A 15,977-nucleotide genomic window follows, 5' to 3' on the forward strand; every position below is an offset into this window, starting at 1 on the left:
TGTACCATTTTGTCACAGTGAGGGTGTGCCATTTTGGAACACTTGAACATTGGTGTTCACACCATACATCCGCTCAAACATCGCTCACTTGGTTTGTTATCGCTTGGTAATCATAGTTTTACATTTAATTAACAACAAGTATGGCGTAGTTGGCGTGTGACTTGCGTAATGCTCTTTGTGAACAGTGCGATACGACACTGCAATAACACATTGAACGAGAAACAAAAGGAAGAGTTATGATCTATGCACAGCCAGGTAGTGAAAATGCCATTGTTAACTTTAAATCGCATTACGATAACTTTATCGGTGGGGAATGGGTAAAACCAACGGGTGGTGAGTACTTTGACAATATCTCACCAATCAACGGACAAGCGTATTGTAAAGTTGCTCGCTCTGGCGAGGAAGATATTAATTTAGCACTGGATGCCGCGCACAACATCAGAGCAAAATGGGCCAAAACCAGCGTGACAGAACGTTCGAACATCTTGCTGAAAATTGCTGACCGTATTGAGCAGCATCTAGAAGAGCTTGCTGTTGCAGAAACTTGGGAAAACGGCAAACCAGTTCGCGAAACCTTGGCGGCAGATTTACCTTTAGTAGTGGATCACTTCCGTTACTTCGCTGGCTGTATTCGCGCACAAGAAGGCAGTGCGGCAGAACTGGATGAGCACACCGCAAGCTACCACTTCCCAGAACCGATTGGTGTGGTTGGTCAAATTATTCCGTGGAACTTCCCAATGTTGATGGCGGCTTGGAAACTAGCACCGGCACTAGCGGCGGGTTGCTGTGTGGTATTGAAGCCAGCAGAGCAAACCCCAACATCCATTCTGGTTCTGATGGAAAAAATCGGTGACCTTCTTCCTCCTGGTGTCATCAACGTTGTAAACGGATATGGTTCTGAAGCGGGTCAAGCATTAGCAACCAGCAACCGCATTGCGAAACTCGCGTTTACCGGGTCTACGCAAGTTGGCAACCACATTCTGAAATGTGCAGCAGACAACTTGATCCCATCGACAGTTGAGTTAGGTGGTAAATCTCCAAACATCTACTTCTCAGATATCTTCGATTACGAAGATGAGTATCTTGATAAGTGTATCGAAGGTACGTTACTTGGTTTCTTCAACCAAGGTGAAGTTTGTACTTGTCCATCTCGCGTACTGGTTCATGAAGCGATTTATGACAAGTTTGTAGAGAAACTGACGGAACGTGCACAGCTGATTAAACAAGGTAATCCGCTCGATACCGATACTCAAGTTGGTGCTCAGGCTTCTCAAGAACAGTTTGATAAGATTTTAAGTTACCTGGAAATCGGCCGTGAAGAAGGCGCAAAAGTGGTCTTTGGTGGTGGAGTGTCAGAACAGCCAGAGTCTATCAACCAGGGGTACTACATTCAGCCAACCATGTTGGAAGGCCACAACAAGATGCGAATCTTCCAAGAAGAAATCTTTGGCCCAGTGATCGCTATCACCAAATTCAAAGATGAGGCTGAAGCGTTGGAAATCGCAAACGACACTGAATATGGCTTAGGCGCAGGTGTTTGGACACGTGATGCGAACGTTGCATATCGTATGGGCCGTAATATTGAAGCTGGCCGGATCTGGATTAACTGTTACCACGCTTACCCTGCACACGCAGCGTTCGGTGGTTACAAAAAATCGGGTATCGGGCGCGAAACGCACAAGATGATGCTGGATCACTACCAGAACACGAAGAACTTGCTGATTAGCTACAGCATCGACCCGTTAGGCTTCTTCTAGTGAAACTAAGTAATTAATAAATAAAAAGCAGTATGAATCAAAACCCCGAATCTTCGGGGTTTTTTATTAGCGTGAGCTTGTCGGCTGAAGGTTAACTTAGATGTTTAACCTGCTTATATTGTGATATCAGGAACGTTGAATTATCGCCACTTTTCGTTCCATAAGCTTTTCTACGGCGGCGTTTTGCTTGTCAATATTGAGTTGTGGATCAAAGTCCAAAACGCGATTGCAAGATTCGAGACTGGCAAATTGATTTAAACATTCACCAAGCTCTCTTTTAGAGCTTGTTCGCATCAGACTGCTTTCTGATGAGGAGAGTAGGGTGACTTTACGGCCATGAAACGTTCCTTGCGGCACTGCATCACTTTGCTGCGCTTGTTGAACGTCATGAACCGATGAATTGGTGTATGTGGATTGGATGTCATTGGACATAAAGACACCTAAACTCTCAAGTCTAAAGTTTGTGGCATCGGTGGTGCCTCATCAATGGTTACATGAGAAGACAATAACGCTTCCCACGACTCGCTGTGCGTCAGCAATTCTGCTAAAGCTGTTTCAAAATATTCGTAATCCAGTCGCCTAATGTTAATGAGTCGGTTTAAACATAGGACATGTCGGTGGTTATCTAAACTAAAAAATAACTGGTGCTCAGGCCAGTGATAATTAAAGGCCAAGAAAGAGCGATAGAGATCGGAATTTACAATTTGAAGGCCAACAATCTCAGCTTCGAGCTGCAGAGTTGTCGATTCAGGATGAAAGATGATATGCACCCTTAGATTATCATCAAAGGCTAAGCTTACTTCATTTTCCGTTAGATGCAGTGCAGGCAAGCCTATTTGATGAGCAAACTTTAGCAAAATCTCATCGATAGTTTGGCGTGCTGACATAGGAATAGTCCCTTTTGAAATTTTATCAAGGAAAATATTAGATGTATCTCTTCATGTTTATCAATATTAGTCGGTTGTTATTATATTTTGGCTTTTAAATGTGTTGAGAGAAATAGAAAGATAAAAGTAAGTGTGTTCAGATGCATATCTCGATGGCAATGATATATATGAATATCACTTTTCTCTAATGAACTTCAATTAAGGAAGGAATGAAAGAGAGTAGAAACTGTTTTTGAAATTACAGTCCATGTTAACTACGTGTTGTTGAAAAATGCGATTTATTGTCCGCTTGTAGTATAAATATAAGTTGATCTTTTATATTTTTACATAAAGAATTGTGTGAATTTCAAATGAGCTAGATTATATAAAATAAGTTTATGGGGTCATAATGAACAATTCTATATGGGCTGGTTTTATTGGGTTATTCATACTGAGTGGGTGCAGTCAGACTGTGTCCGTTAATGGGGTGGATGGCTTTGATACACAGAGTCAGGCATCAGTCTATGGTTGGGTTTCTGTCGACGGCTACTTTCCACCTTCGATTACTTCTCTTGAAGTGGAAATATGTAAAGTTATTGATAATCAATGTCTTAAATCGGCATCTCAGAGCTACCAAGGCGTTCAGTTGCCTGTGCAGTATTCGTTTTTAATTGCACCAATTCAAGCTGGTGAAGGAAAAATGAAGATTATTGGAAAGCTTTATTCAAACGGTGAGCTCGTTGCTGAAAAAGAAAAGAACTATTTATTTTTAGAGGGAAATAAACAAGAAAACTTGATTCTTGTTCCAAAAATAAACAGATAAAATTTTAAGTACTACATTTTTATTAGAATTTTCTAATTTATAAAAATAAAGACCATATCTTTCCTTTTGTGAAAGATTTGTTGTCTTTTATAAGCATTAATTACATGACTTTGAAGTCATCGGGTCAGTTGTTTTTTAGACTCATACTTGTTGCAAAAACAGTATTTTTTATGATTATATCTCGCTCCTTGAACACGTTGGCTTGGCGTTTTAGGCTATAAAACATACATTTTTATGATTTTGGAAATTTAATTTTGTTCTCGAAACGATGCTGAAATCTATTTAATTGTATTCTAATGTATAACAAAACAACCAAACTTAAATAACGAAATGATATTTAAGTTTTGGCTAATGATAAATGCTATCTGATAAAAATAATAAAGACGGACAGCAGAAATTTACTAAGTCAAACTTTTACCTTTAGGTAAAGGTAATGCTTGGGTTATTCGCTAATTATTCGGGGGGTATGGTAAGTGATAGAACTTCTATGCTCTTTTCTTTGCTTCTTTAATTCATACAGCAGTACTTAGAAATAACAACAATCAAAGTAGTGCTTTGAAAGTTTCTCAACATTTGCACTGAGAAACTCAAAATAATGAAGGGTAGAAAATGGATGTGTCAGGCCAACTAAACTCAGAAAGGGTCGACTCGAGTTCACGAAAAATTCGTAGTTTTTCCTGCTATGAAAAATCTGACGAAGTATTTCACTCAGACCAGTCTCACATTGTTGTCGTTCACAATGGTCAGCTTCGAGTTCAAACAGGTGATTGCACAATCGATGTTGCTGCAGAAAATGGGGTATTTCTATCTCATGGGGATTACTTGTTAGAGTACTCTCCGCTAGATGGGGCATACAAAGCGTCGATTATTGCCTACGACAATGAACTCGTTAGTCAGTTGCTGCAAAAACACAGTGATCTCTTGATGATGCTGCCTAAGGTAGACAAAGTTTGTTCTGGTTTGTTTACTTTTGGTTTGAACATACTCGTTGAACAAGTGCTTTCCAGCATGCAGACGCTTGAGCAACAAGCGTACCCTGATGCCATTATGTGCCTAAAATACGAAGAACTACTCATTCTCTTGCTACACAGCAAAGGAGGAGAATCACTGTATGCGTTGCTGTCACAACAAACAAACCGTACGTCGGAACGGTTACGTCGATTTATGGAACAGCATTACTTAAAAGAATGGAAGTTGACAGACTACGCGCAGGAGTTTGGTGCCAGCTTAACCACTTTTAAAGAGCTTTTTAATGAGCACTATGGCATTTCTCCAAGAGCTTGGATCAGTGAGCGTCGACTACTGCATGCTCATAAACTGCTGTTGACGAGCAAGATGAGCATTGTAGATGTGGCGATGGAGGCAGGGTTTTCCAGCCAGTCTTACTTTACGCAGAGTTACCGTCGTCGTTTTGGAACGACCCCAAGCCGTGTACGTTCGGGAGACGATCAAGTGGCTATCGCGAAATGAAATGACTTGGGACTAAAATTTTCTGACTAATTTTGAAAGTCACTCACCAGTGTAAATTCTATTATGTATCGTGTAACAACGAACGATTAAAAATTATTACATCTCTTTCTTTCTGGATTGTTCGAAAGGGGTGCGGAGACGAACATAAATGAAAAAGCAGCATTGGCGACGCCGTTCGCTTTTTCCAGACAGCATAGTTACACAGCGGAAAGTGACTGTTTTACAAAGAGGAGCTCGTTATGAAAGCGCCTCGAAACCAACGCAGGATCTCAATGTTGTGCACGTCAATCACCGACAATTGTTGAGTGAAGGCGTCATAAATTATGAGCAGTTATCTTTACTTCAACGCTTGTTGGATAGAAATGTCGTCGATAGCCTATGCGCTAGCCAGTTAGTTAAAACGTATCAAAAACTTGGTGCTTCGATAGACCGGTTTGCCATGCGTTTATTTTTGGAAATTGGATCGCAGCTCAGTGATAGCAGCACAATCACAACGTTCGAACAAAGGCTGGACTACATCAACTCTCGTCTGGGCTTTCGCTTTAATTTGGCTGTCCCAAAAACGTTGATGCTTTGTTTCCATTTATCACTCAACGAGTGGATTAACCGACAAGTCGATCAAAGTGCTCTTCATGCTTCGATTAAAGTTGAACAACTTATCAATCAACTCGATATTCAGAAGGAATATTGGTCGAAGCTATCAGGGGAAGACACCAGTGCCGTCTTTGTTCAACAGCAACTCGATCTCATTAAGAGCCAGCAGCATCAACTTAAAAAGCAACTTGGGACGTTAAGCGAACAACAGTTGCAAGTGATTGAATGTCATCGTTCGTTAATTGAGAAGTGGCAACCGTCTTTAGACGAGCTGAAAGGGTTCGCGGAGTACACCTCGACAACCGAACAATTTATTTCTGAGTGGAAAAATTGGTGTTCGGAAGTGCGACTTGAGGCCCCCGAGCTGAACGAAGTTTGGGATGCATGCGATGTGGTTTACAACGACCAAAATGCGGTTGCGAAAGTATGGCAATGGTTCAAGAACATGCAAACTGTTGGTGATATCGATCACTACTATTTTGATACTCAAAGTGGTCAGTGCGGCCAGGCTTGCAATCACCTCAGCCAGATCTAAATAGGGCGTTAAATGTTAGATAAGATGATGAAATCTTTAGCGGAAGCGCTAAAGGTAGGGGATTTTATTGCCTCAGAAAATGGTTCTTACAACATCGAGGTTGACCAGTTATCACTGACCATCAAGCAACATGCGTCATGGATTTTATGGGAAGCGACGTTACCCTTCCAGTTTAAAGAGCATCTAGATTATCAACAAGAACAAGCGTTACAACGTTGCATGCAGCTCTCATTAAAAACCATTCGTGAGGATGGCGGCGTACTGACAACCAATGATGATCAGCAATTGATTTTGCAAAGTAAAGTAAGGGTTGAGGACTGTTCCGTGGAACGGTTCTCTGCTTTGCTTTCTAAGCACGTCAATCTATGTGAGCGTTACATTGCATTATTGGAACAAGAACGCGTGAACCACACAATCAACCATACAGTGTGGTTACCATGATGCAAAAAATCTTTCCCAACATTAGACGTGCTGCAACAAAGGCATTGTTATGCGCAGTGAGTGTTGTTCCTTTGGGATATGCGCAAGCAACAGACTTACACTGGCCTGAACAACCGTTCCGCTACTATGCAGATAACGACTCATTAAAAGAGTTGTTGAATAACTTCGGTGCAAATTATCGTGTCTCGGTTTCTGTTAGTGACAAAGTCAACGATCGAGTGAATGGGCGTTTTACCCCTGAAGATCCGGCGGAATTCCTCGATTACTTATCGCAAGTGTACAACTTGATGTGGTATTTCGATGGTGCCGTCTTACATGTCTATAAGGCGACAGAAACTCGCTCACGTTTACTTCAATTGGAATTACTTACGGCTAGAGAGCTACGCAGTACGTTAATTTCCACCGGCGTTTGGGATTCTCGTTATGGTTGGAGAGCCGCTGAGAGCAAAGGGTTAGTCTATCTTGCGGGTCCTCCACGTTATGTCGACTTAGTGGTACAAACGGCGGAGGCATTGGAAACGCGCTTGCTGCAGAAATCGAATTCAACCGACGAATTATTCGTTGAGATAATTCCTTTGAAGTACGCTTCTGCAACGGATAGAGAAATTGCATATCGAGATCAGACAATTACGGTCCCGGGCATCGCATCGGTGTTAAAACGGGTCGTGTCTGGTGTTCAAACTCAAGTGACGAGTGCGTCTAGCAAAGGAGTTACCAGTTCAGATAAGCCTGTAAAAAGTAATAAAACCGCCTCAGTTCATGGTGGCGCAACAGTTGAAGCAGAGCCGGGCCTTAATGCGATTATCGTTCGTGATACTCAAGCACGATTACCGCTCTATCGTAAACTGGTCGCGCAATTAGACCAGCCGCAATCAAGAATTGAAGTCGCGCTATCGATTGTCGATATCAGTGCCAACGATTTAAGTCAGTTAGGCGTGGATTGGCGAGCGGGAGTGTCTGTCGGAAACAACCGCATTGTCGATATCAAAACAACCGGTGATGTGAATTCGGGGGATGTGACGCTCGGCAGTGGACAGAACTTTAAGTCCTTGCTTGATTCAACCAACCTAAATTACTTGCTGGCTCAAATTCGTTTATTGGAATCCAAAGGCAGTGCTCAAGTGGTTTCAAGACCAACATTGTTAACTCAGGAAAATGTCGAAGCGGTACTGAACAACAGCAGCACGTTTTACGTCAAGCTGGTTGGTAAAGAAACCGCAGCGCTGGAAGAGGTCACGTATGGCACGTTACTGAGAATTGTCCCACGTATTGTTGGTGATAGATTTGCTGCACGACCTGAAATTAACCTGAGCCTTCATCTCGAAGACGGTGCAAAGATCGCTGATGGTGGTGTCGATGATCTTCCTTCCGTTCGTAAAACTGAAATCAGCACCTTAGCGACGGTTAAACAAGGGCAAAGCTTACTTATCGGTGGTGTGTACCGAGATGAAGTGAGCCATCAGTTACGTAAAGTGCCATTGCTAGGAGACATCCCATATTTAGGCGCGCTGTTTAGAAGTAATACCAATACTAAGCGCCGCACAGTACGAATGTTTATTTTAGAACCTCGAATTGTTGTGGATGGTATTGGCGATAGTGTGTTGATTGGCAACGAATATGACTTGCGACCAAGTATAGGCAGGCTTAACAACATCTCCAACAATAGCGCTGAATTTAAATCGGTAGTGGAAGTATATAGCTGCACATCGAGGGTTCAGGCCGAGCGCTATCAACAAGACTTATTGTCACAGAAAAAGTCGTCTCAATTAACGCAGTGCCAATTACCAACAGGGCAAAAGGGTTGGCGGGTGAAAGTATTGGAATGTGATGACTCACAAAGTGAGTGTGTGCGCCCTTCAGAGGAGTCTTAACCGCGATGCAGCAATGGAAAATTCGTATTTTATCAGGCGTGCATACCGGAGTAGAAGTCACCTTACCTGAAGGTGCTCTCGTGCTTGGCAGTGACGACTTTATTGCTGATCTTGTACTGTCTGATGCTGGGGTCGAAGCGAACCATTTCACCCTCGTTTGCCAGCAAGACTCGGTCATTTTACGAGGCTGCGAAGAGGCAAATATTAACAGTGAAGACATCGCTGTTGCAGGTGATGGTATCGAGTTGTCACGCCATGCTGTTGTCTCGGTCGGCGTTGTGAAGTTCGCTCTGGGATACGCGGAAGATGCGTTAATTGTGAGTAACGTCAGCGACGAATCTAGCCAACAGAATACACCTGTGGTTGCTGTGCAACGCTCTAGCTGGAAAAAAACAACGCTCATCGCTTTGCTCTGTAGTTTTGTCCCGAGTGTCATTTTTGCCGGTATGTGGTACAGCCAAGCTAACGGAAACAACAATGAAATTGTTACAGAAGCAGAACCCATTGTTTTGGTACGTAACATCTTAGGCGAGCTCAAACTTAGCGACGTTCGTGTGGAATGGAATGCCGCCGCACGCCAAGCAGTCTTAGAGGGCTATGTTGAAGACCGAACACAGAAACTCGATCTGCTTGGTCGAATTGATGTATTGGGCATCAATTACAAAAGTGACTTAAGAACGATGGAAGAAATCCGTCGCGGGGTTCGATTTATTTTGCGCAACCTCGGCTATCACCAAGTGAAAGTCGAAAATGGCGATGAGACCGGAACACTGCTGCTGACGGGCTATATCGATGATGCAAGCCGCTGGAACCAAGTTGAACAAATCTTGGAGCGAGACGTGCCGGGTCTTATTGCGTGGAAGGTTGAACTGCAGCGAGCGGGTGCCTACATGGATACGCTAAAAGCGTTATTGACGGATGCGGAGTTACTGAAAAAAGTCCAGTTGGTCACCAGCGGTGATCGCATCGAAGTTCGTGGTGAGCTTGATGATATCGAAACGACTCGATTTTACGGTGTGACCCGAGACTTCCGGGAACAATATGGTGAGAAACCGTACTTAGTTTTGAAATCCATACCTAAGGTGAGTAAAGGCACCAACATCGATTTCCCGTTTCGTAGCGTTAACTTTGGCCAGGTTCCATATGTGATTCTGACCGATAACGTTCGCTATATGGTCGGTGCAAGAACGCCTCAGGGCTACCGAATATCCAGTGTTACACCTGCTGGTATTGAGTTGGTTAAAGGCGGGCGGGTGATAACAATAGAACTCGGATATGAAGGCGAGACGAACAATGACAAATCTTGAACAAATTTTAAATAACGACACAAACGGTGCGGAAGTGCACAAGATTAAGAGCAAGCTCTTAGAAGCACAAGCGGTGGTGAAACGTCAGTTGGATTTAGGGTGCTCACCACAGCAGTACCAATTGCTACTCAAACAGTATGAAGCTTACACAGCCGCCCATGCGGTCGTTGAATCATACGAAGCTAACTAAAAAATACGAGGAAGTCTTATGTCATTTTACGATGCTAGTAACAGTGTAAACCTTGATGATGTTAAAGCTAAGTTAGAACAACAAGCGAAAGATGCTAACACAGAAGTGACGGCAGCCATCAAGAACCTAGAAACCAATGCCGATGATCCATCAAAGCTTGCCGAGCTTCAGCACGCGATCAACAAATGGTCTGTTGTTTACAATATCAATGCGACCACCACTCGTGCGATTAAAGATGTGATGCAGTCGATTCTCCAGAAGGTGTAAAGCATGGAACGAGAAACGCGCCAACTGCTGGCTGAAATCGCGCTGATGGCAACAGGTATGCATCGTCATCAAGAAGCCAACACGATTGCAGACGGCCTTGAAGCAAGCTCAGGTTCTGAAGAGACCGTTGCGATGATTCGTGCAATGAGCCTCATGAATAAAGGCTTGTATGAAGAGGCTCATCAATTACTCGAACCACTTTGTAACGCCTATCCAGATCTGATCAGCTTAGCGGCTCTTGCTTCTGCCAAAGCCGGTTTACTGAGCAAAGCGGAAAGCTGGGTAGAACTTGCGTCACAAGGAAGCGAAGAAAGCCAAGCATTTGCTGCGAGCTTTTCTCAGGAGATTAGGAATCTTGGATGATCATTGATTCGAGTAACCTAGGTCTTCAACACCAATCTTTGCGCCAGTCGGAGTCGCGCCATTATGAGCGGAGCGATGAAGACAAGATGAAAGCACTCATGGAGCGAAGTGACAAGCAAGAGCAAGTTTCACATGTTTCTCCAAAAGAGACGCTAGAGAAAACAGAAGCGAAACTGGCAGAGATCAAAGCGTGGTATGAATCATTAAAAGACGCAGAGGTTGTCAGTAAACAAAGTGTCTTATCGTCGTTAAATGAAGCGTTTTCCGACCCTCAAGTTAAACGAGAGGCAATGTGGTACGCCTTTCATGAGGCGAAGAGTGCAAAAGGCAACGAACAGCCACAATCTGATTTGTTAAAGGTGTTGAAGCAGGAGTTACTAGGGAGTTTTTCGGGACAGCTTATTGCCGAACCACCTGCTGATAAAACAGCACTAAAAGCAATGCTAGCGCAGCATTTTCCACTGGGTGCCCAGAAAGAACAAGCCTTATGGCATTGCTGGGCAGAGTTGAAGTCGTTACCTGATATGGCATCAACACTGGACATGGTTCGTGATGAACTTAGCTTCATGATCCAAAAAAATGCGATGGTGAAAAACATCATGACTCACAGTCACAAGTTAGATTTATCTTAGGAGTACATATGATAAACACGCAGTACACCGAGGTGATGCAAACCAACATTGATAAGTTACAGGATGCGCAAGTCGAAGACGGTTTAAGCGAACGTTTTGAGCAAGCCATGTCGGTTCCCGAGGCAAGTAATGGCCTGGAGGGAGGTTTGCTAGAAAACATCAGCGAGTTGAAAAACACTATCGATAACGCGAAAAGTAACCTGCAAGACAACATGAAGATGGTGGGTGATGATCCGGCGCAATTACTGCAAATGCAGTGGGCGCTGACACGCATTACTTTTCAAGAAGAGCTGATCGCGAAAACCGTGGGTAAAACCACACAAAACGTAGAAACCTTATTGAAGGCACAATAGTGATGATGAATAAAATGAGAGCAGTTTTCATCATGCTCACGTTGTTTCTGGTAGGTTGTCAGACCGAGTTATACACCAACGTTACTCAGAAAGAGGGTAATGAGATGTTGTCGATCTTACTATCCGAAGGTGTCGTTGCAACAAAAGAGCCTGACAAAGACAACACCGTCAAGTTAATGGTAGACAGTTCTCAAATCGCCTTCGCGGTAGACGCGCTAAAGCGAAAAGGTTATCCAAGAGAGCAGTTTTCCACACTGAAAGAAGTGTTTCCCAAAGACGATTTGATCTCGTCACCATTAGCAGAACGAGCACGTTTGGTATACGCAAAATCTCAGGAGCTCTCCTCAACCTTATCTCAGATTGATGGCGTGCTAGTGGCACGTGTTCATGTTGTTTTGGAAGATCAAGATCTGCGTCCAGGAGAGCGCCCAACTCCAGCTTCTGCCTCCGTATTTATTAAACACGCAGCAGATATTGCGCTTGATTCATATGTTCCGCAGATCAAATTATTAGTGAACAATAGCATTGAGGGGCTGAACTACGATCGAATCAGCGTAGTGATGGTACCCTCATCAGAGGTTCGAGTTGCTACTCAAAACAATCAATTTAAAAGCATTTTGTCGGTTCAGGTCACCAAAGAGACGGCGAATAATCTTATCGCCATTTTGGTGTTCTTGGTAGCGGCACTCATCGGCTCGAATATCGCTACTTTTACATGGTGTCGTAGGAACACGAAGCGTGGTTAAACCAGAAACACCACTCGCGCAGGTACAACACCAGTTTAACTATGCGCCTTGCCAGTACATCCATAGAAGTTGGATAGAGCAAAAGCAGCCTTGGTTACTAAATATCGAAGGCTGGAGAGATAACCCCATGTTTAACCAATGGTGCATAAATGAGTGGGCGTTATCTCCCGTTCCTGAGACGGCTTTTAACAAACCTTGCCATAGCTTGGCGTTGCTCCCAGCGGATGCGTTGAACCAACTCGTATTGATGGTGGGCGGAGCTTTACATTGTGTGGCAATGCGAGGCGTTGTTTTAAAACATCCTAAACAGGTTCTGAACAACGTATTTGGTTTGGAAGGCGCTCGGTTCTTAATTCAAAACGGGCCTATGCTGTTATCCAGCTGGCCGCAAGGCTGGCAGCGTTCGTTACCAGAACTACTGGATGAAAGGTCTGTTGAAGCAAGCATGAGGGCGCTGGGATATTTTTGGATGAGGTTTATTTTGATTAACTCACCGGAAGATGTTGTTCTTCGTTGGCAATTCAAATTAGAAAAGCAACTTAGCGAAAACGCGGAAACAGCTAACTGGTTGGAAGCGGATCAACGAGATCTGGCGTATCGACTCACAAAAAAAATCGCAAAACAGGTTATTCCTCAATGGTTTCATTTGTTGAAATAAAAACAGACAATTTGCAGCTGGCACCTGGCTTAAAGGTGCTGAAAGCGAAAGATTATGCCAGTTATCTGGATTCGCAACACTTAGTTGAAGCCGCGAACTCCAAAGCTGAAAGCATCATTGCTAATGCCCAGCAAGCCTACGAAACCGAAAAACAACGTGGTTATCAAGATGGCCTTGCACAAGCCAAGATTGAAAATGCGCAAACGATGGTTGAAACCTTAGCACGTTGTAATGACTACTATCAGCAAGTCGAAGAAAAAATGACAGGTGTGGTGTTAGAAGCAGTACGCAAGATCATCGATACCTTCGATGATGTCGATACCACGGTGAGTGTAGTTCGAGAAGCGTTGCAACTGGTGAGTAACCAAAAGCAGGTCATTTTACATGTCCACCCAGAGCAGGTTGTTGAGGTGAGAGAAAAGGTGGCTGGAGTATTAAGTGATTTCCCTGAAGTCGGTTACGTTGACGTGGTAGCAGATGCGCGCTTGAAAAATGGAGGCTGCATTTTGGAAACAGAAGTTGGGATCATCGACGCCAGTATTGATGGACAGCTGCATGCGTTAAAGCAAGCTATGGTGAAGCAGCTCAGCGAGCGTAAAATTACGATTCATGAATAAACCTTAAAAACTCAGCACTTGCTGAGTTTTTTCATTTTAATGCCTTTAAACAAAAAAAATCCGACCATTTCTAAAATATTCACTGCCATAAATCCTTAAGAATACACCTAAGAAAGCTGCTTAGTTGATAAGTGTTGCAACCAAGCAGCGCCTCTAAAACAACAAAAATAGGATTATTTAGTCGAATGGCTAATGGATTTATAACTTCTTTACTGACAGATTTTGCCAGCCGCTGCCAATTGGAGCCGTTGGTTTTTGATGAGGATGATTGTTGCCATCTACTCGTTGAGCAAAACACAGCAATCACAATTCGTGCACAAGAAGATCGTGTGACGCTTATCGGGCTGATTTCAGGTAATAAACCGAGTGCTGATATTTTGCATCAACATATGAAAGATGCCTTAACGCAAGGCTCTCCAGCGGTATGCTGGGAGGAAGAGACCGGATATATCGGTTTCATACACCTGCCTCAGCAACTGCTAACTGCATCTTTTTTCGATGAGTCATTTGCGAATTTCATCGAGTGGTTAAAAAGTGCGAATACACAAGAAGTAACCAATAAAACAACCGAAGTACCGGAAACGAATACCACTCATTTTTCCACATTAAGGGTTTAAAACATGATCAGTTTTGGAAGTGTTAGCGCGTTGCAGGCCGCCATGCCGCAAGCTCGTAACGAGATACTTAACGAAGGTAAGCTGAGTATTGGTGGCAAAGAATACCAAATCAACGCAGCGACCCAAGAATTTACTCGCGCCAATCCTACGAATGGTGCAGTAGCGCGATTTTTTGAAGCGACAGGAAAACTGTTTCGCGAAGGTAGCCCACAATCGGTAGCGAAAGCCCTTACAAAAGCCGTATTTGATAATGAGCAAGGACAAGCTCAGCGTTTACAAGCTGCTTCTTCTGTTGAGCATGGACAAATGTTCTTCAAAGATGGAAGCATAAAAACCGCATCAGATGTCTTAAATGCCTTTGCGAAGTTAGACAGTAAATCAGTTCAGTCGAACTCTGCTGAGCTAAACCAGTTAGCAGAGCGAGCGATGACAGAGGCAATGTTAGAAACCGATTCTGGTAAAAACCTCACATCACTGATTGGCGAAAGTGCAGCGAAGTCGCTTGCTGGACGTGTAGTAAAAGACTACGGAGGTGGTGTATCTGCAGCGCAGAAAAACCCGGCAGCTAGCATTAATCAAATGCAAGCGGTGTTTGATATGGAGGTGATGCATCTTAAATCGGCACAACGTCATATCGAAGGTCTAGCAAGCACCGATCTAAGCCAAGGTGTATACGCTGAAGGACTGGCGGAGGATGCGTTTAACAAAAGTGGCGTAACCAATAATGTTGAAAGAGCTGCGGCGTGGATCATTAATGCTTCTAACTCTAAAGGAAACGATGCCGAAAATATTACGTCTTTACTGAAAGAATACGCGTCTAATGGTAAAGACTTATTGAATATGGAAAACCTAAAAGAGCTACACGCTCGATTGGTGCCTAATGTTGAGCGTGATTACCGAGGGCCAAATATTTCGGGTGGCACTTTGCCTTCAAGTATTGGCGGTGAGGGCATGTTAAAGCAGCACATTGAAGGCTTTTTGAAAGAGAACCCTGTAGAAGATAAAGACTTAGGTAAACATTTGTTCGCCGGAGTTATCGGGTACCATGGCTTTACCGATGGAAATGGTCGCATGGGGCGTATGCTATACGCGATAGCAGAACTTCGTAACGACTCGTTCAATCCTTTAGCTATGGATGCAGAAAATAGCCTTCACGGTATTAAGTGATTTTCTACTTATATTTAATTTTCGGAGCGGCGATTGCCGCTCTTTTATTTTCCAGCTTAACCTTAATTTTTCTTCTCAATAAAACGGCTAATAGCAATAAAAATGAGACGTTGAAATAAAGTGTCGGTTTCTATCTCGCCATAAAATCTCTTTTATCCTTATTCGCTTATTTAAATGAGCCGTTATACCCAAGTGGCTTCGCTGAAATAAATATATCGATGTCACTTAGTTATAATAGATTAGACAGGACACAACATGGATACAGGAAAGATTAATATGCTTCTCTCTGAGCTAGGAGAAGTGCTGAACCTTGAGCGCGTGACAGCGTATGACGATCAAATGTGGTCACTGCATTTTGCTGAAAACAACAGTGTTGATGTTCTGCTCGTAGAGGAAAAAGGCGAGTTATTGATTTCCAAAAACCTGCTTATAGAACAAGATGATATTACGCTAGATAAACTTCAAGTTTTACTTGAATACAACTTTTTGTATCGAGAAACAGGTGGTGTGCAGTTTTGTGTGAATCCAACACGCAAAGACGTTGTTCTTCAAGTTGCTATCGCGACTGGAAGCGAACTCACCAACATTGCTAACTTAATCATTCAGTTGAACGAATTAGTTGATACTTGGGGACAGTTATTTCAAAACAACACGGTTGTAGATTTTAGCCAAACAGACGTACACGCATTTATTCAAGTTTAAG

The 15,977-nt window shown here is 43.3% G+C and carries 20 protein-coding genes; 18 read left to right on the forward strand and 2 right to left on the reverse strand.

Going from position 1 to position 15,977, the window contains the following annotated elements; translation table 11 throughout:
• Positions 1–236 precede the first annotated feature (236 nt).
• A complete protein-coding gene (locus UQW94_RS14265; RefSeq protein ID WP_005377169.1) occupies positions 237–1,757 on the forward strand; it encodes an aldehyde dehydrogenase family protein in 1,521 nt (506 codons plus the stop codon).
• Positions 1,758–1,883: 126 nt separating this feature from the next.
• Here UQW94_RS14265 and exsE2 read toward each other — a convergent pair whose 3' ends face one another.
• Positions 1,884–2,189 (reverse strand): T3SS regulon translocated regulator ExsE2, encoded by a 306-nt coding sequence (exsE2, locus tag UQW94_RS14270; protein ID WP_017821350.1) that lies wholly within the window; start codon positions 2,187–2,189, stop codon positions 1,884–1,886.
• Between the two features lie 8 nt (positions 2,190–2,197).
• Positions 2,198–2,644, reverse strand: a complete 447-nt coding sequence (gene exsC / locus UQW94_RS14275; RefSeq protein WP_005377174.1) for a type III secretion system regulatory chaperone ExsC — start codon at positions 2,642–2,644, stop codon at positions 2,198–2,200.
• Between the two features lie 388 nt (positions 2,645–3,032).
• Here exsC and UQW94_RS14280 point away from each other — a divergent pair, with 388 nt between their 5' ends.
• The 17 genes from UQW94_RS14280 to UQW94_RS14360 all read left to right on the forward strand — a co-directional run bounded on the left by UQW94_RS14280 (position 3,033) and on the right by UQW94_RS14360 (position 15,976).
• Complete coding sequence (locus UQW94_RS14280) at positions 3,033–3,446, forward strand: YscW family type III secretion system pilotin (protein WP_054579559.1); 414 nt, start codon at positions 3,033–3,035, stop codon at positions 3,444–3,446.
• 609 nt (positions 3,447–4,055) lie between these two features.
• Positions 4,056–4,916: an AraC family transcriptional regulator gene (locus UQW94_RS14285; protein WP_238958996.1), complete on the forward strand. Its 861-nt coding sequence runs from the start codon at positions 4,056–4,058 to the stop codon at positions 4,914–4,916.
• 148 nt (positions 4,917–5,064) lie between these two features.
• Entirely contained in the window at positions 5,065–6,045 is a 981-nt protein-coding gene (locus UQW94_RS14290; RefSeq protein WP_025768113.1) for a T3SS regulon anti-activator ExsD domain-containing protein, read from the forward strand.
• Positions 6,046–6,057: 12 nt separating this feature from the next.
• On the forward strand, positions 6,058–6,486 hold the full coding sequence (locus UQW94_RS14295; protein ID WP_005377195.1) for a YscB family type III secretion system chaperone: 429 nt from the start codon (positions 6,058–6,060) through the stop codon (positions 6,484–6,486).
• Entirely contained in the window at positions 6,483–8,357 is a 1,875-nt protein-coding gene (sctC, locus tag UQW94_RS14300) for a type III secretion system outer membrane ring subunit SctC (protein WP_374041084.1), read from the forward strand. The genes UQW94_RS14295 and sctC overlap by 4 nt, the downstream gene beginning before the upstream one ends.
• A 5-nt stretch (positions 8,358–8,362) precedes the next feature.
• The gene (gene sctD / locus UQW94_RS14305; RefSeq protein WP_005377197.1) at positions 8,363–9,664 is read left to right on the forward strand and encodes a type III secretion system inner membrane ring subunit SctD; all 1,302 of its coding nucleotides are present in this window, start codon (positions 8,363–8,365) and stop codon (positions 9,662–9,664) included.
• Positions 9,651–9,854: an EscE/YscE/SsaE family type III secretion system needle protein co-chaperone gene (locus tag UQW94_RS14310; protein ID WP_005377198.1), complete on the forward strand. Its 204-nt coding sequence runs from the start codon at positions 9,651–9,653 to the stop codon at positions 9,852–9,854. The genes sctD and UQW94_RS14310 overlap by 14 nt, the downstream gene beginning before the upstream one ends.
• A gap of 18 nt (positions 9,855–9,872) precedes the next feature.
• Positions 9,873–10,121: a type III secretion system needle filament subunit SctF gene (gene sctF / locus UQW94_RS14315; protein WP_005377199.1), complete on the forward strand. Its 249-nt coding sequence runs from the start codon at positions 9,873–9,875 to the stop codon at positions 10,119–10,121.
• Between the two features lie 3 nt (positions 10,122–10,124).
• The gene (locus UQW94_RS14320; RefSeq protein WP_017634556.1) at positions 10,125–10,484 is read left to right on the forward strand and encodes a YscG family type III secretion system chaperone; all 360 of its coding nucleotides are present in this window, start codon (positions 10,125–10,127) and stop codon (positions 10,482–10,484) included.
• Complete coding sequence (locus tag UQW94_RS14325; protein WP_054575039.1) at positions 10,481–11,116, forward strand: YopR family T3SS polymerization control protein; 636 nt, start codon at positions 10,481–10,483, stop codon at positions 11,114–11,116. The genes UQW94_RS14320 and UQW94_RS14325 overlap by 4 nt, the downstream gene beginning before the upstream one ends.
• A gap of 8 nt (positions 11,117–11,124) precedes the next feature.
• A complete protein-coding gene (gene sctI / locus UQW94_RS14330; protein WP_005387149.1) occupies positions 11,125–11,469 on the forward strand; it encodes a type III secretion system inner rod subunit SctI in 345 nt (114 codons plus the stop codon).
• The gene (gene sctJ, locus UQW94_RS14335) at positions 11,469–12,215 is read left to right on the forward strand and encodes a type III secretion system inner membrane ring lipoprotein SctJ (protein WP_086012989.1); all 747 of its coding nucleotides are present in this window, start codon (positions 11,469–11,471) and stop codon (positions 12,213–12,215) included. The genes sctI and sctJ overlap by 1 nt, the downstream gene beginning before the upstream one ends.
• Entirely contained in the window at positions 12,208–12,873 is a 666-nt protein-coding gene (gene vscK, locus UQW94_RS14340) for a SctK family type III secretion system sorting platform protein VscK (RefSeq protein WP_137282060.1), read from the forward strand. The genes sctJ and vscK overlap by 8 nt, the downstream gene beginning before the upstream one ends.
• Entirely contained in the window at positions 12,852–13,490 is a 639-nt protein-coding gene (locus UQW94_RS14345; RefSeq protein ID WP_005387146.1) for an HrpE/YscL family type III secretion apparatus protein, read from the forward strand. Before vscK ends, UQW94_RS14345 begins: the two co-directional genes overlap by 22 nt.
• A 185-nt stretch (positions 13,491–13,675) precedes the next feature.
• Positions 13,676–14,107, forward strand: coding sequence for a type III secretion system chaperone (locus tag UQW94_RS14350; RefSeq protein WP_005377206.1), 432 nt, complete (start codon positions 13,676–13,678; stop codon positions 14,105–14,107).
• Between the two features lie 3 nt (positions 14,108–14,110).
• Positions 14,111–15,274 carry a VopS family T3SS effector adenosine monophosphate-protein transferase gene (locus UQW94_RS14355; RefSeq protein WP_322142319.1) on the forward strand — a complete coding sequence of 388 codons (1,164 nt, stop codon included), beginning with the start codon at positions 14,111–14,113 and terminating at the stop codon, positions 15,272–15,274.
• A 255-nt stretch (positions 15,275–15,529) separates the two neighbouring features.
• A complete protein-coding gene (locus tag UQW94_RS14360; RefSeq protein WP_025768119.1) occupies positions 15,530–15,976 on the forward strand; it encodes a type III secretion system chaperone in 447 nt (148 codons plus the stop codon).
• Position 15,977: the final 1 nt, after the last annotated feature.

The sequence above is a fragment of the Vibrio sp. PBL-C16 genome, assembly GCF_034321865.1.
In the GTDB taxonomy this organism is placed as follows: Bacteria; Pseudomonadota; Gammaproteobacteria; order Enterobacterales; family Vibrionaceae; genus Vibrio; species Vibrio alginolyticus.